17 protein-coding genes and 1 tRNA gene are annotated in these 20,746 nt (G+C 46.6%); 11 read left to right on the top strand and 7 right to left on the bottom strand.

The annotated features are described in order from the left end of the window. Positions 1-726 precede the first annotated feature (726 nt). Both DW096_RS12600 and DW096_RS12595 read right to left on the bottom strand, forming a co-directional pair. Positions 727-2,184: an aminoacyl-histidine dipeptidase gene (locus DW096_RS12600; RefSeq protein WP_005835191.1), complete on the bottom strand. Its 1,458-nt coding sequence runs from the start codon at positions 2,182-2,184 to the stop codon at positions 727-729. 370 nt (positions 2,185-2,554) lie between these two features. Further along, positions 2,555-3,541: a lysylphosphatidylglycerol synthase transmembrane domain-containing protein gene (locus DW096_RS12595; protein WP_005824021.1), complete on the bottom strand. Its 987-nt coding sequence runs from the start codon at positions 3,539-3,541 to the stop codon at positions 2,555-2,557. A gap of 135 nt (positions 3,542-3,676) precedes the next feature. Between DW096_RS12595 and rsmA the strand changes: the two genes are divergently transcribed. The 3 genes from rsmA (at position 3,677) to DW096_RS12580 (ending at position 7,815) form a co-directional block, all read left to right on the top strand. Continuing rightward, positions 3,677-4,471: a 16S rRNA (adenine(1518)-N(6)/adenine(1519)-N(6))-dimethyltransferase RsmA gene (gene rsmA / locus DW096_RS12590; protein ID WP_005824025.1), complete on the top strand. Its 795-nt coding sequence runs from the start codon at positions 3,677-3,679 to the stop codon at positions 4,469-4,471. 26 nt (positions 4,472-4,497) lie between these two features. Continuing rightward, positions 4,498-5,844 carry a magnesium transporter gene (mgtE, locus tag DW096_RS12585; protein ID WP_005824027.1) on the top strand — a complete coding sequence of 449 codons (1,347 nt, stop codon included), beginning with the start codon at positions 4,498-4,500 and terminating at the stop codon, positions 5,842-5,844. A 117-nt stretch (positions 5,845-5,961) separates the two neighbouring features. Beyond that, the gene (locus DW096_RS12580; RefSeq protein ID WP_005835188.1) at positions 5,962-7,815 is read left to right on the top strand and encodes a DUF349 domain-containing protein; all 1,854 of its coding nucleotides are present in this window, start codon (positions 5,962-5,964) and stop codon (positions 7,813-7,815) included. Between the two features lie 84 nt (positions 7,816-7,899). Here the strand turns inward: DW096_RS12580 and DW096_RS12575 are convergent, their stop codons facing one another. Then, a complete protein-coding gene (locus DW096_RS12575) occupies positions 7,900-9,078 on the bottom strand; it encodes a phosphoribosylaminoimidazolecarboxamide formyltransferase (RefSeq protein ID WP_118931071.1) in 1,179 nt (392 codons plus the stop codon). Positions 9,079-9,260: 182 nt separating this feature from the next. Beyond that, positions 9,261-9,331, bottom strand: a tRNA-Gln gene (locus DW096_RS12570). A gap of 217 nt (positions 9,332-9,548) precedes the next feature. Between DW096_RS12570 and rsfS the strand changes: the two genes are divergently transcribed. The 3 genes from rsfS to DW096_RS12555 are packed head-to-tail and all read left to right on the top strand — an operon-like array spanning position 9,549 to position 12,762. After that, a complete protein-coding gene (gene rsfS, locus DW096_RS12565; RefSeq protein ID WP_005824036.1) occupies positions 9,549-9,908 on the top strand; it encodes a ribosome silencing factor in 360 nt (119 codons plus the stop codon). A gap of 9 nt (positions 9,909-9,917) precedes the next feature. After that, positions 9,918-11,930 carry an ATP-dependent zinc metalloprotease FtsH gene (gene ftsH / locus DW096_RS12560; protein WP_005824037.1) on the top strand — a complete coding sequence of 671 codons (2,013 nt, stop codon included), beginning with the start codon at positions 9,918-9,920 and terminating at the stop codon, positions 11,928-11,930. Next, the gene (locus DW096_RS12555; protein ID WP_009037172.1) at positions 11,920-12,762 is read left to right on the top strand and encodes a phosphatidate cytidylyltransferase; all 843 of its coding nucleotides are present in this window, start codon (positions 11,920-11,922) and stop codon (positions 12,760-12,762) included. The genes ftsH and DW096_RS12555 overlap by 11 nt, the downstream gene beginning before the upstream one ends. Before the next feature lie 117 nt (positions 12,763-12,879). Here the strand turns inward: DW096_RS12555 and DW096_RS12550 are convergent, their stop codons facing one another. The 3 genes from DW096_RS12550 to surE form a co-directional block, all read right to left on the bottom strand. Continuing rightward, positions 12,880-13,629: a NigD-like protein gene (locus DW096_RS12550; RefSeq protein ID WP_005835182.1), complete on the bottom strand. Its 750-nt coding sequence runs from the start codon at positions 13,627-13,629 to the stop codon at positions 12,880-12,882. Positions 13,630-13,727: 98 nt separating this feature from the next. Beyond that, positions 13,728-14,873, bottom strand: a complete 1,146-nt coding sequence (gene lpxB, locus DW096_RS12545) for a lipid-A-disaccharide synthase (protein WP_005835179.1) — start codon at positions 14,871-14,873, stop codon at positions 13,728-13,730. A gap of 24 nt (positions 14,874-14,897) precedes the next feature. Next, the gene (surE, locus tag DW096_RS12540) at positions 14,898-15,662 is read right to left on the bottom strand and encodes a 5'/3'-nucleotidase SurE (protein ID WP_005824046.1); all 765 of its coding nucleotides are present in this window, start codon (positions 15,660-15,662) and stop codon (positions 14,898-14,900) included. Positions 15,663-15,819: 157 nt separating this feature from the next. Here surE and DW096_RS12535 point away from each other — a divergent pair, with 157 nt between their 5' ends. From DW096_RS12535 to DW096_RS12515, 5 genes are all read left to right on the top strand, one after another. Further along, positions 15,820-17,256, top strand: a complete 1,437-nt coding sequence (locus DW096_RS12535; RefSeq protein ID WP_120028841.1) for a DUF1080 domain-containing protein — start codon at positions 15,820-15,822, stop codon at positions 17,254-17,256. 45 nt (positions 17,257-17,301) lie between these two features. Then, positions 17,302-17,775 (top strand): DUF456 domain-containing protein, encoded by a 474-nt coding sequence (locus DW096_RS12530; RefSeq protein WP_035450190.1) that lies wholly within the window; start codon positions 17,302-17,304, stop codon positions 17,773-17,775. A 421-nt stretch (positions 17,776-18,196) separates the two neighbouring features. Beyond that, on the top strand, positions 18,197-18,967 hold the full coding sequence (locus DW096_RS12525) for a ParA family protein (RefSeq protein WP_008665665.1): 771 nt from the start codon (positions 18,197-18,199) through the stop codon (positions 18,965-18,967). Positions 18,968-19,074: 107 nt separating this feature from the next. Beyond that, positions 19,075-19,959: a ParB/RepB/Spo0J family partition protein gene (locus DW096_RS12520; protein ID WP_005824054.1), complete on the top strand. Its 885-nt coding sequence runs from the start codon at positions 19,075-19,077 to the stop codon at positions 19,957-19,959. Further along, complete coding sequence (locus DW096_RS12515) at positions 19,960-20,739, top strand: DUF5683 domain-containing protein (protein WP_009037176.1); 780 nt, start codon at positions 19,960-19,962, stop codon at positions 20,737-20,739. The last annotated feature ends 7 nt before the right edge of the window (positions 20,740-20,746 follow it).

Here is a 20,746-nt window from a genome sequence, read left to right as displayed (position 1 = left end):
AACCGACTAGTGACCAAAAAATTTTTAGTGGACACTAGTGAGTCTTTGTATTAATAACAAAGGAAGTGAATAAAGTTCAAACAAATGTACTTTTGGACATAAAAAATCTTATTCTACTCCTACAAAAAAACAAGGGATATGTTTGCAAACATATCCCTTGTGCTATACTTAAATGCTAGTGTACTCACATTTGGAGGCTATAATATCTCATTGCCTCCATCCAATTCTTACCAGCTGCGGTAAGAATGTGCTTAAATGAATTTGCAATCTTCTTTTTCATAATCTTAAAAAATTAAACTAATACCTGAAAACTAAAATTCAATACTTCACGAAAGGGGGGGAATGCTTAAAGCATTACGTAACCCCAAATGTTCTTATCGGCTTCGCCGACATGCTTAAAAAAACTCTTTAACATTTTCATTTTGTTATCCTCCTAAAATCAATCTTGTTATCCTTAAAAAATCTACTAGTTTTCTATTGTTTTCATGTTTTACAACACAAAAATAGAGCCTTTGTTCAAGATAACAAGCAAAAAACGGATAGAAAACATGTTTTATAACACATTTCTTGACTTAGGTCAATTTTTAGGGAGAAAGTGCAAGGATATTGACATACCATTGTAATAAGTCTGGGACATTCTGGCAGAAAGGGGACAAACTGTCACAGACAAAAAAGGCAGGATACTTAATAAAGCACCCTGCCCCTATTCATTACATAAAGTATTCTCTACTTTTCAGGAGTCTGCTCCAATGTAGCCACCAAGAAATCATAGAACTTGGAAACAGTAGGAATTAACGCACGCTCGTCCGGTGAATGCGGAGAACGCAAAGTGGGACCGAAAGAAATCATATCGAGTCCTGGACAATTGGCACCAATAATACCGCATTCCAGACCTGCGTGAATAACCTTCACGGCAGGTTCCACACCAAACTGCTGCTTATAGGACAGCTTCATGGCATGCAGTATAGGAGAATCCACATTAGGCTGCCATCCGGAATAGCCACCACTCAATTCCACCTTCATACCTGCCATAGCGAAACAAGCTGTCAGGCTGTCTGCCAGGAAATCCTTCATCGTATCGCAAGAACTACGCGCCAAAATACGAACTTCGGCCTTACCGTCTGCAATGATTACGATAGCCAAATTGGAGGAAGTTTCTACAGTATCGGGAACAGTAGGAATCATACGCATCACACCATTCTGGCAAGCCATCAACACGTTAATCATATTATCCTGGATTTCTGAAGGAACAACGGCAGTGGGTAGAGTTACCTCTTCTATACTCAGGGTAATACCACTTTCAATCGGAGCATATTCGTCATTCAGTTGTGCCTCGTATTCCTTCATATAATCTTCCAAACCGTCCATATCCTCAAGATTGAACACCAATACTGCATGTGCTTCGCGAGGGATAGCATTACGCATATTACCACCTTCAAAACTTGCCAGCTGGGAGTCAAACTCAATCAGCAAATCATGTACGATGCGTGCCAGCAATTTATTGGCATTACCGCGCCCTTCATTGATTTCCAAACCGGAGTGACCGCCACGCAAACCTTTCAGCGTAATCTTACGAGCAACGAAATCGGCCATAGGCGTCTCCTCCTTATATTCCAAAGTAGCAGTAATATCAAGACCACCGGCACAGCCGATATAGAGTTCGCCTTCGTCCTCAGAATCAAGGTTCAGCAGAATTTCCCCTTGCATAGTTCCGGGTTTCAAACCGAATGCACCATACATTCCCGTTTCTTCATCCTTGGTTATCAGAGCTTCCAATGGGCCATGCTTCAAGTTATTATCTTCGAGCACCGCCATAATGGCAGCTACTCCCAAACCATTATCTGCTCCCAGCGTGGTTCCTTTGGCTTTCACCCAATCACCCTCAACATAGGTTTCAATGGGATCTGTTGTAAAATCGTGAATAGTATCGTTGTTCTTCTGAGGCACCATGTCCATATGCGCCTGAAGGATGATGCCTTTGCGATTTTCCATACCCGGAGTGGCAGGCTTACGAATAATAACATTGCCGACCTCGTCGACAAATGATTCCAACCCCAAGCCTTTTCCAAAATCAATAAGGAATTTGGTAATCTTCTCCATATGTCCTGACGGACGGGGAATCTGGGTCAGTGAATAAAAGTGCTTCCATACATTCTGTGGAGCTAACTGTAAGATTGTACTCATAATTCTAAAAAGTTAGTTTTCGCAAATATAACGGTTTATTCCCGGAAAGTACAATAAACCGGGATTTTTCTAAAGTACTAAATCATCAGCTATCTTAAACATGGCTTTTACATCTTCACATATTGCGATAGAACATCTGCACCTAATATAGCTACCATATTTAGGAATTTCTCCCACTTCTATATCCAAGCAACAATATCGTTTAAAGAAACCAATCTTCCAACAACCTTTAGGCTTCAGTACTTATAAGGAAGTACTGAAGTACTTGCAAAGAAGTATTACAGTACTTTTAAAGGAGTACTCTCTATAAGTACTGTCTCTGTCCTCTAACACAAGAAGTGACAATATAGGAACCCACCACAAGAAACGTCTATTTCTTTGCCCTATTCGCCAATGCCAGGTGCAACGACCCGTAGATGCCTAACACTATCACCAGCAACGTCTGTATGCCATGCACTATCAGAGCAAATATACCCGCATCCGTAGCATTTACCCCATAAAGCATCATCATAGTGATGACAGCAAAGTGCCAGGGTCCTGCCCCGTTGGGCGTGGGAACAATGACTGCAAACGTTCCGCCGACAAACATCACCAGCCCGGCAAGGAAACTAAGGTGCTCCGTAAACTGGAAGCAATAGAAAGTTATATAGAAATGATAGAAATAGCATAGCCAAATAAGTAAAGTGTAAAGAACAAACAAAGGCACATTCTTCACATTCTTAAGCGACATCACACCTTCCCATATATTCAAGACTACTCCCTTTACCTTTTCAAAAAAAGAAAGCATACGCAACAGAAAATAGAGAAGTACCAAAACACCAATAATAGAAAAAAGAGCCACATAAAACCAAGGGGAAGTCACAAGATGCACCAGCGAAGGAATCTTGGTGCCCGTCTCCTCGAAAAAACGGAAAAAGACAGGCATCTGCGCCAAAAAAGTAATCCCCGTAATCAGCAGAATGCAAAGCGTATCTACCAACCGCTCCGTCACCACCGTCCCCAGGGACTTTGCAAAGGAAACATTATCATATTTGGCAAGTACTCCACAACGCGAAACCTCTCCCACACGGGGCAGTACCAGATTGGTGGCATAAGATACAAAAATGGCATCAACGCAATCGCTTGTTTTGGGATGAGCATCCAGCGGCTCCAAAGTCTGCTTCCAACGCCAGCCTCGTAACACATGGCTCATCACACCGAAGAACAAGGACAACAACATCCACCACCAGTTCGTCTGATGAAGGAGAACTTCTTCTGCCTTTGAAAAGTCAAAATCACGATATACCCAATAGAGGATAAAACCACCCAATAAAATGGGTAAGATGATTTTCAACGTCTTTTTTAGCAGCTTATTCATACGATATTCCCAAATTCTTCATTCTTCATTCTTCATTCTTCATTGAAAAGAACTACCTTTGCTCCGTGTAAAGATAGGTTGTTGTTCACACTACAGCCTACGTTTACGGAGCAAAAGTAATGATTTAGTTGATACATGAGAGTAGTTAAACCTAAAAAGTTTCTCGGGCAACACTTCCTGAAAGACCTGAAAGTGGCACAAGACATTGCCGACACGGTAGATGTCTGTCCCGAAATTCCCATCCTCGAAGTTGGTCCGGGAATGGGAGTACTGACCCAGTTTCTTCTGCCCAAAGAACGCAACGTCAAAGTAGTAGAACTGGACTACGAGTCAGTGGCCTACCTACGGGAAGCCTATCCGCAACTGGAAGACAACATTATTGAGGACGACTTCCTCAAAATGAACCTGCAACGGTTGTTTGGCGGGCAACCTTTTGTGCTGACGGGAAACTATCCTTATAATATCTCCAGCCAGATATTCTTCAAAATGCTGGAATATAAGGATCTGATTCCCTGCTGTACGGGTATGATACAAAAGGAAGTAGCCGAGCGCATAGCCGCCGGGCCGGGCAGCAAGACATACGGAATCCTAAGTGTACTGATACAAGCATGGTACAAAGTGGAGTACTTGTTTACGGTACACGAACATGTCTTCAACCCGCCCCCAAAAGTTAAAAGTGCCGTCATCTGCATGATGCGCAATGAAACGCACGATTTAGGCTGCGACGAGAAATTGTTCAAGCAAGTAGTGAAAACCACGTTCAACCAACGCCGCAAGACTCTGCGGAACTCCATAAAACCGATACTCGGCAAAGACTGTCCACTGACGGAGGACGTATTATTTAATAAACGCCCGGAACAACTGTCCGTACAGGAATTTATTCAGCTGACCAACCAAGTGGAACAGGCATTGAGAACGATTAATGATTAATGGTTAGTGATCAAACACGAACAATCATGGAAATAGACGAAGAATACATAGACAAAGTCAAAAGCCTGATAGAACAGAAAGACGCGGAAAACGTCAAAACACTTTTGACAGACCTTCACCCGGCGGATATTGCAGAACTGTGTAATGACCTCGGCTTGGAGGAAGCCCGCTTCGTTTACCGCCTCCTTGACAACGAAACGGCAGCGGACGTACTGGTTGAAATGGACGAAGACATCCGGAAAGAATTCCTGGAGCTTCTACCTTCGGAGACCATTGCCAAGCGTTTCGTGGATTATATGGACACGGACGATGCCGTAGACCTGATGCGCGAACTTGATGAAGACAAGCAGGAGGAAGTACTTTCACACATCGAAGATATAGAACAAGCCGGTGACATCGTTGACCTGCTGAAATATGATGAAGACACTGCCGGTGGTTTGATGGGTACGGAAATGGTGACTGTCAATGAAAACTGGAGTATGCCGGAGTGTCTGAAGGAAATGCGCCTGCAAGCTGAAAAGCTGGATGAAATTTACTACGTATACGTCATCGACGACGAAGACCGTCTGCAAGGGGTATTCCCATTGAAGAAAATGATAACTTCCCCTTCTGTCTCCAAGGTAAAGCATGTGATGCGGAAAGATCCTATCTCCGTCCATGTAGATACTCCCATTGACGAAGTGGTACAAATCATCGAAAAGTATGACTTGGTGGCAGCTCCTGTTGTAGACAGCATCGGGCGTCTGGTAGGCCAGATTACCGTAGACGACGTCATGGACGAAGTCCGCGAACAGTCGGAACGTGATTACCAGTTGGCATCCGGTTTGTCCCAAGATGTAGAAACGGACGATAATGTCATGCGCCAGACTTCTGCCCGCCTTCCATGGTTACTTATCGGTATGTTAGGTGGTATAGGCAACTCCATGATATTGGGTAACTTCGACACGACTTTCGCCGCCCATCCGGAAATGGCCCTTTATATTCCGTTGATTGGTGGTACGGGGGGAAACGTGGGAACCCAGTCGTCTGCCATCATCGTGCAAGGCCTTGCCAACAGCTCACTGGATGCCAAAGACACCTTCAAGCAGGTAGCCAAGGAAGCAGTAGTGGCGGTCATCAATGCCACCATCATCTCCCTGCTGGTATACATCTATAATTTTATCCGGTTCGGAGCTACGGCTACGGTCACTTATTCCGTCTCCATCAGCCTCTTTGCAGTCGTCATGTTCGCCTCCATCTTCGGAACGCTAGTCCCCATGACTTTAGAGAAACTGAAGGTTGACCCGGCCATTGCCACCGGCCCGTTTATCTCCATTACCAATGACATTATAGGCATGATGCTGTACATGGGTATCACTGTCTTACTGTCATAAAAACAAGAAAATAGAAAAAAATCAAGGCAAATTGTATGAAGTAATCATTTTATTTCATTAATTTGTAGCCTAATGTAACCCGAACGGGAGGAACCCGTTTCTAAAAAAGTAAATACAATGACGGACACTCATGACACTAATCTCCCCGAAAAGCCGGTGGAATTAGAAGAAGAAAAGAAGGCAGCAGAGGTTTCTGAACCGGCAACAACAGAAACTCCCGCTGAAGAAATCGTTTCGGAAAAGCCGGTAGAGCCAGTTCAGAAGCTCACGAAAGAGGAAATACTTGCCAAACTCAAAGAGGTGGTTGCAGACGTGGAGAACGTGGCAAAACCTGAAATAGACGGTTTGAAGCAATCTTTCTACAAGCTGCACAATGCTGAGCAGGAAGCGGCCAGAAAACTGTTCATTGAAAACGGAGGCGCCGCGGAGAACTTTGTTCCACAAACAGACAGTGTGGAAGAAGAGTTCAAGAATATCATGTCCGTCATCAAAGAAAAAAGAAGCGCACTCACAGCCGAACTGGAGAAGCAGAAGGAAATGAACCTGCAGGTAAAGCTTTCCATCATCGAAGAGCTGAAGGAGCTGGTTGAATCTCCAGATGACGCCAACAAGAGCTATACGGAGTTCAAGAAACTACAGCAGCAATGGAACGAAGTTAAACTCGTTCCGCAAGCTAAGGTCAACGAGCTTTGGAAAAACTACCAATTGTATGTTGAGAAATTCTATGACCTTCTGAAACTGAACAATGAATTCCGCGAATACGATTTCAAGAAGAATTTGGAAATCAAGACACATCTCTGTGAAGCTGCCGAAAAGCTGGCGGATGAAGCGGATGTAGTTTCAGCTTTCCATCAGTTACAGAAGCTACATCAAGAATTTCGTGATACAGGGCCGGTAGCCAAGGAACTACGCGACGAAATCTGGGCACGTTTCAAAGCTGCCTCTACAACCGTAAATCGACGTCACCAGCAACATTTCGAAGCGTTGAAGGAAGTGGAACAACACAATCTTGACCAAAAGACCGTAATTTGCGAAATCATAGAAGCCATCGACTACAAAGAACTGACAAACTTTGCTTCTTGGGAGAGCAAAACGCAAGAAGTCATCGCACTTCAAAACAAATGGAAGACCATCGGTTTCGCTCCGCAAAAAATGAACGTGAAGATTTTCGAACGTTTCCGCAAAGCGTGCGACGAGTTCTTCCGTAAAAAGGGAGAGTTCTTCAAGACCCTGAAGGAAGGTATGAACGAAAACCTGGAAAAGAAGCGTGCCTTGTGCGAAAAAGCAGAAGCTCTTAAGGACAGTACCGACTGGAAAGTAACTGCCGATGAACTGACCAAACTTCAGAAAGAATGGAAAACCATCGGTCCGGTAGCAAAGAAATATTCGGATGCCGTATGGAAACGTTTCATCTCCGCTTGTGACTACTTCTTCGAACAAAAGAACAAAGCCACTTCTTCACAGCGCAGCGTAGAGCAGGAAAATCTGGAAAAGAAAAAAAACATCATCGAGAAACTGAATGCTATCGATGACCAAATGGATACGGAGGAAGCTACCCAACTGGTACGCGACCTCATGAAAGAATGGAACGGCGTAGGACATGTACCTTTCAAAGAGAAAGACCGAATCTATAAGCAGTACCATAGTCAGATAGACAAATTGTTTGAACGCTTCAACATCAGTGCCTCCAACAAGAAGCTAAGCAATTTCAAGTCGACTATCAGCTCCATTCAGGAAGGTAGTCCACAAGCCCTTTACCGGGAACGTGAGAAGCTGGTACGTGCCTTCGACAATATGAAGAACGAGCTCCAGACATATGAAAACAATCTCGGCTTCCTGACCACTTCTTCCAAGAAGGGAAATAGTCTGCTGACAGAAATCAACCGCAAGGTGGAAAAGCTGAAAGCAGACATCGAGCTTGTGAAAGAAAAGATAAAAGTGGTGGACGAGAACATCAAAAACCAAGGATAACGTAACAAGATAAGACTTAATAAAAAAGGAACCCGCCCCTACAGCTATGCAGCCGTGGGGGCGGGCCTACTTTTATACCCCTTATCAATGATGGAACAGACGGATACCCGTGAACGACATGGCAATGCCATATTTATCGCAAGTTTCAATCACATGGTCATCGCGTACAGAACCACCCGCTTGGGCAATGTAATCTACTCCACTCTTATGGGCACGCTCAATATTGTCTCCAAAAGGGAAGAATGCATCCGAACCCAAAGAAACACCTTTCAATGTATCCAACCAAGCCCGTTTTTCTTCACGGGTCAGCACTTCAGGTTTCTCCGTAAAGAACTGCTGCCAAACACCGTTAGCCAGCACATCGTCATGGTCTTCACTGATATAGACATCAATCGTATTATCACGGTCGGCACGGCGGATTTTCTCTACCCATGGCAAATTCAACACCTTCGGATGCTGGCGTAAATACCAAATGTCGGCCTTGTTGCCCGCCAAGCGAGTACAGTGGATACGGCTCTGCTGGCCGGCACCAATACCGATAGCCTGACCGTCCTTCACATAGCATACAGAATTCGACTGCGTATATTTCAAAGTGATAAGGGCTATCATCAAATCACGTTTCGCTGCTTTCGGGAAATTCTTATTCCGAGTAGGAATATTCGCAAAGAGTTCATCTCCATTCAGCTTTATCTCATTACGTCCCTGCTCAAACGTGATACCAAAGACATCCTTATGTTCAATCGGGGCAGGCTTATAGCCGGGACTTATCTGAATCACATTGTAAGTTCCTTTACGCTTTTCCCTCAAGATAGCCAGTGCTTCGTCCGTATACCCCGGAGCAATAACGCCATCCGAGACCTCGCGGTTAATAAAACGTACAGTAGCCTCGTCGCACACATCACTCAAAGCGATAAAGTCACCATAGGAAGACATACGGTCGGCACCGCGGGCACGCACATATGCGCAAGCAAGCGGAGAGAGCGGAAGATTATCCACAAAATAAATCTTCTTCATTGTCTCGTTGAGTTCCAAGCCGATGGCGGCACCCGCCGGACTGACGTGTTTGAATGAAGTTGCAGCAGGCATACCGGTCGCCTCTTTCAGTTCCTTTACCAACTGCCATCCATTCAAGGCATCCATAAAATTAATATACCCCGGACGTCCATTCAAAACCTCAATAGGTAACTCCCCCTCCTGCATGAAAATGCGAGCCGGCTTCTGGTTAGGGTTACAGCCGTACTTCAGTGCTAATTCTTTTGCCATAAAATTCTGCTTTAATGTTGAAATGCTACAAATTTACAGAATATTTCCGGCTTACAGAAGCCTTGTCACTGAATTTGCCACCGAATGCCTACACTGAAATTTTCGTACATGGTCGAAAAGCAACAAAAAACCACTAAAACTTGCGATTTTAGTGGTTTTTTGACTTAAATAAGGTAAGTTCGTTGGGCTACCTGGATTCGAACCAGGAATGACAGGACCAGAATCTGTAGTGTTACCATTACACCATAGCCCAATTGTTATTATTTCCGTTTTGCGGTTGCAAAGATACAAAGATTTCTATAAATCAAAACAAAAACGAGTATTTTTTTCGCAAAAAACTGATAAGATACCGTAATCCAAAGGATTATATAACTAAAAAAAATCAAAAATTGAAAGAGTTTTCCTCTTTTGCGTGTTTGATATGAGAAATCAACGTATATTTGTCAACTGTTTTAATATAATAATGTATAATGAACGAAACGAAGAAACTGATTCAACAGATAACAGAAGGTATTCAAGATAAAAAAGGAAAAAAAATCGTCATCGCAGATCTGACAAAAATCGACGATACAATATGCAATTATTTCGTCATCTGCCAAGGAAACTCTCCCAGCCAAGTGACAGCCATTGTAGAATCCATCAGGGACTTCACACGCAAGGGTGCCGATACCAAGCCCTTTGCCGTAGACGGGCTGCGCAATGCCGAATGGGTAGCTATGGACTACTCGGACATATTGGTGCATGTCTTCCTGCCTGAAACAAGGGAATTCTACAATCTGGAGCACCTATGGGCAGACGCCAAATTAACTCAAATTCCTGACCTCGATTAATCAAAACGTATGGACAATAATACCAACAAGAAACCCAATAAAGTGAATATGCCCAAGTTCAACCTGAACTGGCTGTATATGATTATAGCGATGATGTTGCTGGGGTTGTACCTGACCAATGAAAGTGGTACGGCAACTAAAAACATCTCTTATGATGAATTCCAGCAATATGTACGAGACGGTTATATAAGCAAAGTCATCGGCTACGACGACAATTCCGTCGAAGCATACGTCAAACCCCAGCACGTAGGAAACGTATTTCGTCAGGACTCCAGCCGCGTAGGCAAGAATCCGCTTATTACGACCGAGGCCCCCTCACGCGAGAGCCTAGGTAATTTCCTGCAAAAGGAAAGAGACGACGCCCACTTTGACGGCTCCATTAACTACGAAAAAAAGCGGAACTACTTCGGTGCCATTTTGTGGCAGATTCTCCCCTTTGCATTCCTTATCGGTTTCTGGATTTTCATGTCCCGCCGCATGAGCGGTGGTGGAGGCATGGGCGGAGGTGGAGGCATCTTCAGCGTAGGAAAGTCCAAGGCCCAATTGTTTGAAAAAGGTTCCCCCATCAAGATTACATTCAAGGATGTGGCAGGACTTGCTGAAGCCAAGCAAGAGGTAGAAGAAATTGTCGAGTTCTTGAAAGAGCCCCAGAAATATACCGATTTGGGAGGTAAGATACCCAAGGGCGCCTTGCTGGTAGGCCCTCCGGGAACCGGAAAGACCCTGCTTGCAAAGGCCGTGGCCGGAGAAGCCAACGTACCTTTCTTCTCTTTGGCAGGTTCCGACTTTGTGGAAATGTTTGTCGGCGTGGGAGCTTCCCGTGTCCGCGATTTGTTCCGCCAAGCAAAGGAAAAAGCGCCTTGTATCGTGTTCATCGACGAGATTGACGCTGTAGGGCGTGCCCGTGCCAAAGCAGCCGCTATGGGTGGCAACGACGAGCGCGAGAACACATTGAACCAGTTACTGACCGAGATGGACGGTTTCGGCTCCAATAGTGGTGTTATCATCTTAGCCGCCACCAACCGTGTGGACGTTTTGGATAAGGCATTGCTGCGCGCCGGACGTTTTGACCGCCAGATACATGTAGACCTACCCGACCTTAATGAGCGTAAGGAAGTATTCGGTGTACACCTGCGCCCCATCAAGATAGACAATAGTGTGGATGTAGACCTTCTGGCACGCCAGACTCCCGGATTCTCGGGGGCAGACATTGCCAATGTATGTAACGAAGCAGCTTTGATAGCCGCCCGCCACGGCAAGAAGTTCGTCGGAAAGCAAGACTTCCTGGATGCCGTAGACCGTATTGTGGGGGGATTAGAAAAGAAAACCAAAATCACTACCGAAGCCGAACGCCGTTCCATTGCTATACACGAAGCCGGCCATGCCAGCATCTCCTGGTTACTGGAATACGCCAATCCGCTGATTAAAGTAACCATTGTACCCCGTGGACGCGCTTTGGGCGCGGCTTGGTATCTGCCGGAAGAACGGCAAATCACCACTAAGGAACAGATGCTCGATGAGATGTGTGCCACCTTGGGAGGACGTGCCGCCGAAGACCTATTCTTAGGTAGAATATCCACCGGAGCCATGAATGACTTGGAACGCGTGACAAAGCAGGCGTACGGTATGATTGCCTATCTGGGTATGAGCGAAAAACTACCCAACCTCTGCTATTATAATAATGAGGAATATTCCTTCAACCGCCCGTATAGCGAAAAGACTGCGGAATTGATTGACGAAGAAGTGAAGCAGATGGTTAATGAACAGTACGAACGTGCCAAGAAAATATTGTCCGAAAACCAAGAAGGGCACAACCGGCTGGCACAACTGCTGATTGACAAAGAAGTAATCTTTGCCGAAGACGTTGAACACATCTTTGGGAAACGTCCATGGGCTTCCCGTTCGGAAGAAATCAGTGCAAACAAGACTGCTGCCGAGCTGAAAAAAGCGGAGCAAGAAGAAGAGCAAAAAGCCATAGAAGCAGAAAAGGAAGTTAAGGAAGAAGAAAAGCATGAAAAATAACTTTATCCAACGTGCCGTTACCGGCGTGTTATTCGTCATAGTATTGGTGGGCTGTATTCTTTACAGCCCCCTTTCGTTCGGTATACTGTTCACCATTATCAGCGCACTGAGCGTACATGAGTTTGCCCAATTAGTCAGCAAGAGCGGCGAAGTAAGCATAAACAAGACCATCACTGCATTGGGGGGAGCCTACCTTTTCCTTGCATTGATGAGTTTCTGTACCCAGCAGTCTGTAGGAGCACGAGTATTCCTTCCTTATTTGGGACTATTGCTCTACATGATGATTACGGAACTTTACCTCAAGAAAAAGAATCCGACGGGTAACTGGGCCTACTCCATGCTAAGCCAATTGTACGTGGCACTCCCCTTTGCCCTGCTGAACGTACTTGCTTTTCAGAATTCCCCGGAAACGGGCAGTGTGACCTACAACCCTATTCTACCGCTTTCCATTTTCGTTTTTATCTGGCTGAGCGATACAGGTGCCTATTGCGTAGGTTCGCTGATAGGCAAACACCGTCTGTTCGAACGCATCTCACCTAAAAAATCCTGGGAGGGCAGCATCGGCGGCGGAATATTCTCCATCGCTTCCTCTCTTGGCTTTGCACATTTCTTTCCTTTTATGCCAGGATGGCAATGGGTAGGTCTGGCAATCGTTGTCGTCATTTTCGGCACTTGGGGCGATCTGACCGAATCACTCATGAAACGCCAATTGGGCATCAAGGATTCCGGTAACATTCTGCCGGGGCATGGAGGGATGCTCGACCGTTTCGACAGTGCCCTGATGGCAATTCCTGCAGCAGTTGTTTATCTATATGCCTTGACGATGTTCTAACGACGGCTCACATGACCAAACTTACATAAAACAAATATAAAAAGAGCACCCGGGCAAGATGAATGACATCAAAATCCCGGGTGCTCTTTCTAACTATATACTCTCGCAAACTCTTTCTTACTTCAACTGCATATTGGACAAATCCACATTAGTAGTCAGCTTTTCATTACTCCCCGCAGTTTTCAAATCAAAGGTTACTTCCACCTCTCCATTCTCTTCTGAATTGAGTTTCAACTTGATGCCTTTGGTTTCAGAGGGGATGTCCAGACTGTTCAAGTTATAGGAGACAGCACCAGGACTACGACGTCCCGTCAGGTCATCATAATCGTTATAGCGGAGTTCCAAATGGACGTATCCATCTTCGCCATACAAAGCATCATCTTCTTGCGGACGCACCAGGCTGATGCGGTGTTTATTATCAGTCGAAGATGGCAGGTTCTGCATGAAAAAAATGTTCATATAGCCACCACTGATGGTGATATCACCTTTATATATAAACACGGGGTCATTACCAAATTCCTCTTCGGTTTCGGGAGTCAGCGTCTCCACCTCTTTCGTCAAGACGTTCTGCAGACGCAGCAGCTTCACAGCATGGTCATATCCTGCATAGTTGTCCCACAAAGGATTGAACACGGTAATCACACGCTGCCCATCCACAGCATCATACCACCCTATGTCCGTATTCACCGGCCAGAGCGTCCCCCAAACATCGCAGTTTAAATAAAAGGCATTTCCCGTAACACGCACAGTGGCCCACAAAGGCGGGGTAAAATCACCCAAAGAATATCCGTCGTTATCATCACATGATTGCAAAGCGGGCATCACTGCCAAACATATTGCCATAAATAACCAATGTAGCTTTTTCATAATCAAAGTCCTTTTCATTTGTTTCTATATAGAAAATACAAAAGCCGGGCATTTACTGCACCGGCTTTTCCCATTTTAACAAATTCTTAATTTTTCGATTATTCTTCCCTCCTCCTCAGTAATGCCACCATCTCGCGGGCAGCATGTTTGGGTGCCCCTGCCTCTCCCAGACAGGATGCCATATACTCATATCCCTCGAGCATCTGACGGCGGTATTCCTTATCGTACAAAATGCGGTTCAGCTCCGAGCGTACCTGCTCTACCGTCATGGTATCTGCAACCAGCTCTTTCACCACCTCCCGGTTGGCTATGAGATTGACCAGGGAAATGTACTTCACTTTCAGTATATGCCGTTTCAGGAAAGCGATAACCTTCCCTATCGGAGTATGGTAACATACCGCTTGCGGCACACGAAACAGAGCTGTTTCCAGCGTTGCCGTCCCCGAAGTGACCAGTGCAGCCTCTGCCTGCCTCAACAAAGGGAATGTCTTGTTGAAGATAATCTTCACGTCCACCCCACCCACATAACGTTTGTAATACTCGGGGGAAATACCCGGAGCACCGGCCAGCACCAGTTGATAATCGGGAAAAGAAGCTGCCGCACGAAGCATGTCGGGCAGATTGTCCTTGATTTCCTGCTTGCGGCTACCAGCCAGCAGAGCAATAACGGGTTTGGCCGAAAGTCCGTTTGCCCGGACAAAGTCGTCGAATGTCTCTGAGCTGGAAGCAAGAAAAGCCGTCACTTCATCCACTGTCGGATTGCCGACATAATGTATCGGATACCCGTGCTTCCCTTCAAAAAACTCCACCTCGAACGGTAGGATGGAGAACAGCTCATCCACATCCCGTTTAATATTCTTGATGCGGTATTCCTTCCATGCCCAAATCTTGGGAGAAATATAATAAAAGACAGGAATCCTTGTGTTGGCATGGACAAACTTGGCTATATCCAGATTAAAGCCCGGATAGTCCACCAAAATCAGCACATCCGGCTGCCACGTAACAATGTCCTCCTTGCAGCGCTTCATATTGGCAAAGATGGTGCGCAGATGCAGCAGTACGGGAATGAACCCCATATACGCCAACTCTTTGTAATGCTTCACCATCACACCGCCCACTGCAGCCATGAGGTCGCCTCCGAAGAAACGGAACTCCGCTTGCGAGTCCTCCTCCTTCAATGCAGCCATCAGATGGGAGGCATGCAGGTCGCCGGAAGCTTCACCGACAATCAAGTAATACTTCATATCAATTGATAATTGTCAATTAATTCAGAACCATGCTTTCAGTTCATCAATCAAGCCGTATGCCGTTGCATCCACCGTGGTCGGGGTGATTGCCACATAACCGTTATCAAGCGCCCAATGGTCATTCTTCTCATTTTCGGCATCGTTGTTCTCAAACTCGCCGGTCAGCCAGTAGTAATGGGCATCTCCTCTATGGGCAAAGTTTTCCCATTCATTGGTCCATTGCCCCTTGGTTTGTTCGCAAATCTTCACACCCTTCAATTCTTTGGTATCGGGGAAGTTGACATTGAGGCATGTCAACGGAGGGAGTCCTTTCTCCAATACCAGCCGGGCTATCTCGCGGATGTAAGGACCTGCAGGTTCAAAATCAGCGTTCGGCTCATGGTTGCAAAGGGAGAATCCGATGGAAGGCACTCCTTTCAGGCATCCCTCTATCACAACGCCCATCGTACCGGAATAATGCAGGTTTACAGAAGAATTGTCGCCGTGGTTGATGCCGCCTACCACCAAGTCGGGCTTGCGGTCGAGCACCGTATGAAAAGCCAGCTTCACACAATCGGTCGGCGTACCGGAACACTTGTATACCGTCAGCCCAACATCCTTACGGACCAACTGGTAGTGGATAGGTTCCGTTACAGTCAGCGCACACGCACTTCCAGAGCGAGGTGCATCCGGCGCCATTACCACAATCTCGCCCAGCGGACGGAGGAATTTGATTAACTCGCTAATACCTTTCGCAATGATGCCGTCATCATTGGAAATCAATATCAAAGGTCTCTGATTTTCCATAACTTTCTTTTTTATTATCGTGCAAAAGTAGCTAAAAAGGCTTTAAACAGAATACTACAAAGATAATAATTCTTTTGTATTCAAAGATATTTTCAGAAAAGGCTAACTTTGTACCGACAATAATTGGAATATAATCATTCATAAAATCCATGCTATAATGAACACTTCTTGCCATTCTACCATTGCTGCACGCATCGAGACGGCAGCTGCCGCAATTATTCTGTTTCTAACAACCCTGACAAGCTGTGGCAGGAGCAGTTCTCCCGAGCCACTTGACCAATGGAATGACGGGACATCTACGCTTCACACGGCAGACCCGGTCATTGCAGAAGGCCGGAAGCTCTTCAACGACAAAGAATACCAAAATTTCCGACTCACCGGAGAAGCCCTCACACAACCCGGCTCCGAAGCAGGCCTCCTCTTTCATACGGACGGCGAGTCCGGTTATGAAGTGATATTCCGTAACGGAGACATCGACGGCACACGCAAGAGCGGCTCACTCGCCTCGGTGCGCAACCTCTATCGCTCACTCGCAAAAGATGGAGAATGGTTTGACTTCGAGATAACCGTACGCGGACAAAACATCATTGTCTGCATTAACGGAACCGAAGTTGTTTGTTATACCGAACCCGGACACCCATATCGCACAGAGGAGCACGCCCGGCAACTGCTGAGTCAAGGTTCCATTGCCCTGCAAGGCATACACGGCGAAGTGTCATTCCGGAATCTCGCCATCGAACGGCTTGCCAAGGAGGCACGCAACGAAGCCGACACGCTTGCTCCGGTAGACGAGCGCACGGATGAGATAATCAGGCTACAGCAGCACGATTTCCCAGTTATAGACTATCACGTTCACTTGAAAGGAGGGCTGACGAAGGAAATGGCACACGCCATGTCCATGAATTACGGTATCAACTATGGTGTCGCCCCCAATGCCGGAGAAGGAGGCGTAGGACGTATGCTGGCCGATGACAAAGAAGTGTACGACTATTTTAATGAAGTAAAAGGGATGCCATTCCTGTGCGGTGTACAAGGTGAGGGACGCAAATGGACGGCAACTTTCTCGCAGGAAGCTTTGGGGATTTTCGATTACCTGTTTACCGACGCCATGACCATCATAGACCACAAGGGACGTAATTCGCGCATCTACCGGGCCGAAGAAGCACTCTTTGATGACATTACGCTTGAACAGTATATGGACCACCTTGTCGACCAAACAGTCCTGATTCTGACCAACGAGCCAGCCGACATTTATGCCAACCCTACCTTCTTGCCCGATACTATGGCGCATGATTACGACAAGTACTGGACGGACGGACGCATTGAACGCGTATTGAATGTATTGCAACAACATGGAATCGTTCTGGAAATCAATGCACGCTACCGGATTCCCAGTTTCGAGATTATCCGTCGCGCCAAAGCACGTGGAATCAAACTCACATTCGGTACAAACAATGTCGATGCCGACTTCGGACGACTGGAATACTGCGCCGAAGCCATCAAGCAATGTGGCCTCACAGCCGACGATATATGGTTCCCGTCGATGAGCACACGCCGCTCCCGCCCCATTGTCATATACAACCGATTCGAGTAGCAGGGAACAACCGCTGCCATCTTCACCAACAGAAACGATACACCTATGGACATTCTTCTCATCATCTTGGGCATCCTCTGCCTGATTGTCGGATTGGCAGGCTGCATCCTGCCTATGATTCCGGGACCGCCCGTAGCCTATGCAGGCTTGTTGCTTCTACATTTCACGGACAAGGCGCAGTTTTCCACCACGCAGTTACTTTTATGGCTGGCAGCAGTCGTCCTTGTACAGATACTGGATTATTTCGTCCCGATGCTGGGCAGCAAATACAGCGGAGGCAGTCGGTGGGGAACGCGCGGCTGCCTCATAGGCACCATCGTAGGGTTGTTCTTCATGCCTTGGGGCATCATCCTCGGCCCCTTTCTCGGAGCCTTTGCCGGCGAACTGATGGGAGGCAGCAAGACAGACCAGGCCTTGAAATCGGGGCTGGGCTCGCTGCTTGGATTCTTGCTGGGCACAGTAGTGAAATGTGTGATGAGTGCGTACTTCTGCTGGGAGTTCGTCAAAGCCTTGGTCTGACACCAGCTCCTCTCCTTCTGCCCGGGAACAACTTATCCCCCGACCATCTTCCACACGGTAGTCCATCTGCATGAGATGTACATCTCGAGCAACATGAGATGCACGTTTCAAACAACACGAGATGTACATCTCATGCAAGTAGAGAGAATAGTCCAAGCCAATGTCTTCCATTGGTTTACAAATCTTAATCTTCTGCAAGCGAGACAAAAAATCAGCTTCATTTCAAGATAAATACGTATATTTGCCCACTAAACAGAGAAAGAACGCTTTACGCGCAATTTACAAGAAGAAAAACAGCGGTAAACGTCTGTGAGTTATTAACAAAACAGCCGACTTATCAACCGTTTTTGCAATCTTTCTCCAAATTTGTAGGCGCTATCCGGAATTATCACTTATTTCGCTGCCAATAAATATTGAGATTATGGGAAAAATAATTGCTATGGCTAACCAAAAGGGTGGTGTAGGCAAGACTACGACGACAATCAACCTCGCAGCCTCACTCGCCACGCTTGAAAAGAAAGTGCTCGTTGTAGATGCCGACCCGCAGGCCAATGCCTCCTCAGGATTGGGTGTGGACATCAAGCAGTCGGAATGTACTATCTACGAGTGCATTATTGACCGTGCAGACGTACGCGAGGCCCTTCATGACACGGAGATAGACACACTGAAGGTAATCTCCTCCCACATCAATCTGGTAGGTGCCGAAATAGAGATGCTCAATCTGAAAAACCGCGAAAAGATACTGAAAGAAGTACTCGCTCCGCTGAAGAATGAGTTTGATTATATCTTGATAGACTGTTCCCCGTCTTTGGGTCTGATTACGGTCAACGCACTGACTGCCGCCGATTCGGTAATCATCCCCGTACAAGCGGAATATTTTGCACTGGAAGGCATCAGCAAATTGCTGAATACCATTAAAATCATCAAGTCCAAGCTGAACCCTGCCCTCGAAATCGAAGGCTTCCTGCTGACGATGTACGACTCGCGTCTGCGCCAGGCCAACCAGATTTACGATGAAGTGAAACGCCACTTCCAGGAATTGGTATTCAACACCGTCATCCAGCGCAATGTGAAACTGAGCGAAGCTCCCAGCTACGGCCTGCCCACCATTCTCTATGACGCAGACTCAACCGGAGCCAAAAACCACATGGCACTTGCCAAGGAATTGATAAGCAGAAACGAAAAGAAGTGATTATAGTGGTTAGTGATTAATGATTAGTGATAAATACCATATTTACAATGCACAAACAAATCATCCCGTATGGTTAAATTGTAAATCGTCAAATAGTAAATAAACAGATGGCACAAAGAAATGCATTAGGACGCGGGCTAGACGCCCTCTTCTCCATGGATGAAGTAAAGACCGAAGGTTCCTCCTCTATCAATGAGATAGAGCTGTCGAAGATTACGGTCAATCCCAACCAGCCCCGTCATGAATTCGACCCGGTTGCGTTGCAGGAGTTAGCCGATTCCATCTCCGAAATCGGCATCATACAGCCCATCACCCTGCGCAAGCTTAGCGACGACGAATACCAGATTATCGCCGGCGAGCGTCGTTTCCGTGCTTCGCAGCTTGCCGGACTGACAAGCATCCCTGCCTATATCCGCACTGCAGATGACGAGAACGTCATGGAAATGGCGCTCATCGAAAACATACAGCGCGAAGACTTGAACTCCGTAGAAATAGCCCTCGCTTACCAGCATCTGTTGGAACAATACGGACTGACGCAGGAACGCCTCAGCGAACGCGTAGGTAAGAAGCGTACCACCATTGCCAACTACCTGCGCCTGCTCAAACTGCCCGCCCCCGTCCAGATGGGACTGCAGAACAAGCAGATAGACATGGGACATGCCCGCGCTTTGGTAACGCTTGGCGATCCCAAACTGCAAGTGAAGATTTTCGAAGAAATCCTGGAGCACGGGTATTCCGTACGCAAAGTGGAAGAAATCGTAAAGTCACTGAGTGAAGGCGAAAGCGTGAAGAGCGGTGGTCGTAAGATTGCCCCCAAGCGCGCCAAACTGCCCGAAGAATTCAATATGCTGAAACAACAGCTCTCGGGCTTTTTCAGTACCAAGGTGCAGCTAACCTGCTCGGAGAAAGGAAAAGGTAAAATCAGTATCCCGTTCAATAACGAAGAAGAATTGGAACGTATCATCGGCATTCTTGATACGCTGAAGAAATAAATGAGGAAAAAAGGAAGAATATATCAGTTAGCCATTGCCCTGCTGCTCTGTTTTTTACAGATGGCAGGGATTGCTATGTATGGTCAGGACCGTCCACGTGCCGCTTCCAAGCGTGCGCAGCGGCATCAGACCGATACACTCAACACCGTGGTGAACCGGGACAGCCTCACTGTTGCCGACAGTCTTGCAGCCGAAAACAAGCGGAAGATGCTGGAAATGACTGCCAGCCCCGACCTGAAGGAACAGCCCGTGCCTACAGACAGTCTGCAAAAGGCCATCGACCCCAAAAGGTGGGTACCTAATCCCACAAAAGCCACCTGGCTTGCCCTCGTCATTCCCGGCGGTGGACAAATTTACAACCGCAAGTATTGGAAACTGCCCATCTTCTATGGAGGATTTGCCGGTTGTGCCTATGCCCTTACGTGGAACAGCAAGATGTATAAGGACTATTCGGCCGCCTACAAGGATGCCGTAAATGGTAATTTCAACTCCAGTACCATTACCGACCTGCTGCCTCCCAACTATAACTATACCGAAAGCCAGCTGACGGAGACACTACGGAAGCGTAAGGACACCTTCCGGCGATACCGCGACTTGAGCATCTTCGCCTTTATCGGTGTATACCTGCTGTCCGTTGTCGACGCATACGTAGACGCAGAGCTGTCCAACTTTGACATCACCCCCGACCTCAGCATGAAAGTGGAACCTGCCATAATCAACAGCCAGATGACCGGTTCCTCTAATAGGAACGTCGGTGTACAATGCAGTTTCCGATTCTAAAAACGAA

The organism is Bacteroides sp. AM07-18 (assembly GCF_003602695.1).
GTDB lineage: Bacteria > Bacteroidota > Bacteroidia > Bacteroidales > Bacteroidaceae > Bacteroides > Bacteroides uniformis.
The sequence above is the reverse complement of the archived record's forward strand: the minus strand, read 5'-3'. Positions and strand labels throughout refer to the sequence as shown.

Coding starts and splice junctions, on each gene's coding strand:
- DW096_RS12600 (WP_005835191.1), bottom strand. CDS start 2,184: ATGAGTACAATCTTACAGTTAGCTCCACAGAATGTATGGAAGCACTTT.
- DW096_RS12595 (WP_005824021.1), bottom strand. CDS start 3,541: ATGAATAAGCTGCTAAAAAAGACGTTGAAAATCATCTTACCCATTTTA.
- rsmA (WP_005824025.1), top strand. CDS start 3,677: ATGAGAGTAGTTAAACCTAAAAAGTTTCTCGGGCAACACTTCCTGAAA.
- mgtE (WP_005824027.1), top strand. CDS start 4,498: ATGGAAATAGACGAAGAATACATAGACAAAGTCAAAAGCCTGATAGAA.
- DW096_RS12580 (WP_005835188.1), top strand. CDS start 5,962: ATGACGGACACTCATGACACTAATCTCCCCGAAAAGCCGGTGGAATTA.
- DW096_RS12575 (WP_118931071.1), bottom strand. CDS start 9,078: ATGGCAAAAGAATTAGCACTGAAGTACGGCTGTAACCCTAACCAGAAG.
- rsfS (WP_005824036.1), top strand. CDS start 9,549: ATGAACGAAACGAAGAAACTGATTCAACAGATAACAGAAGGTATTCAA.
- ftsH (WP_005824037.1), top strand. CDS start 9,918: ATGGACAATAATACCAACAAGAAACCCAATAAAGTGAATATGCCCAAG.
- DW096_RS12555 (WP_009037172.1), top strand. CDS start 11,920: ATGAAAAATAACTTTATCCAACGTGCCGTTACCGGCGTGTTATTCGTC.
- DW096_RS12550 (WP_005835182.1), bottom strand. CDS start 13,629: ATGAAAAAGCTACATTGGTTATTTATGGCAATATGTTTGGCAGTGATG.
- lpxB (WP_005835179.1), bottom strand. CDS start 14,873: ATGAAGTATTACTTGATTGTCGGTGAAGCTTCCGGCGACCTGCATGCC.
- surE (WP_005824046.1), bottom strand. CDS start 15,662: ATGGAAAATCAGAGACCTTTGATATTGATTTCCAATGATGACGGCATC.
- DW096_RS12535 (WP_120028841.1), top strand. CDS start 15,820: ATGAACACTTCTTGCCATTCTACCATTGCTGCACGCATCGAGACGGCA.
- DW096_RS12530 (WP_035450190.1), top strand. CDS start 17,302: ATGGACATTCTTCTCATCATCTTGGGCATCCTCTGCCTGATTGTCGGA.
- DW096_RS12525 (WP_008665665.1), top strand. CDS start 18,197: ATGGGAAAAATAATTGCTATGGCTAACCAAAAGGGTGGTGTAGGCAAG.
- DW096_RS12520 (WP_005824054.1), top strand. CDS start 19,075: ATGGCACAAAGAAATGCATTAGGACGCGGGCTAGACGCCCTCTTCTCC.
- DW096_RS12515 (WP_009037176.1), top strand. CDS start 19,960: ATGAGGAAAAAAGGAAGAATATATCAGTTAGCCATTGCCCTGCTGCTC.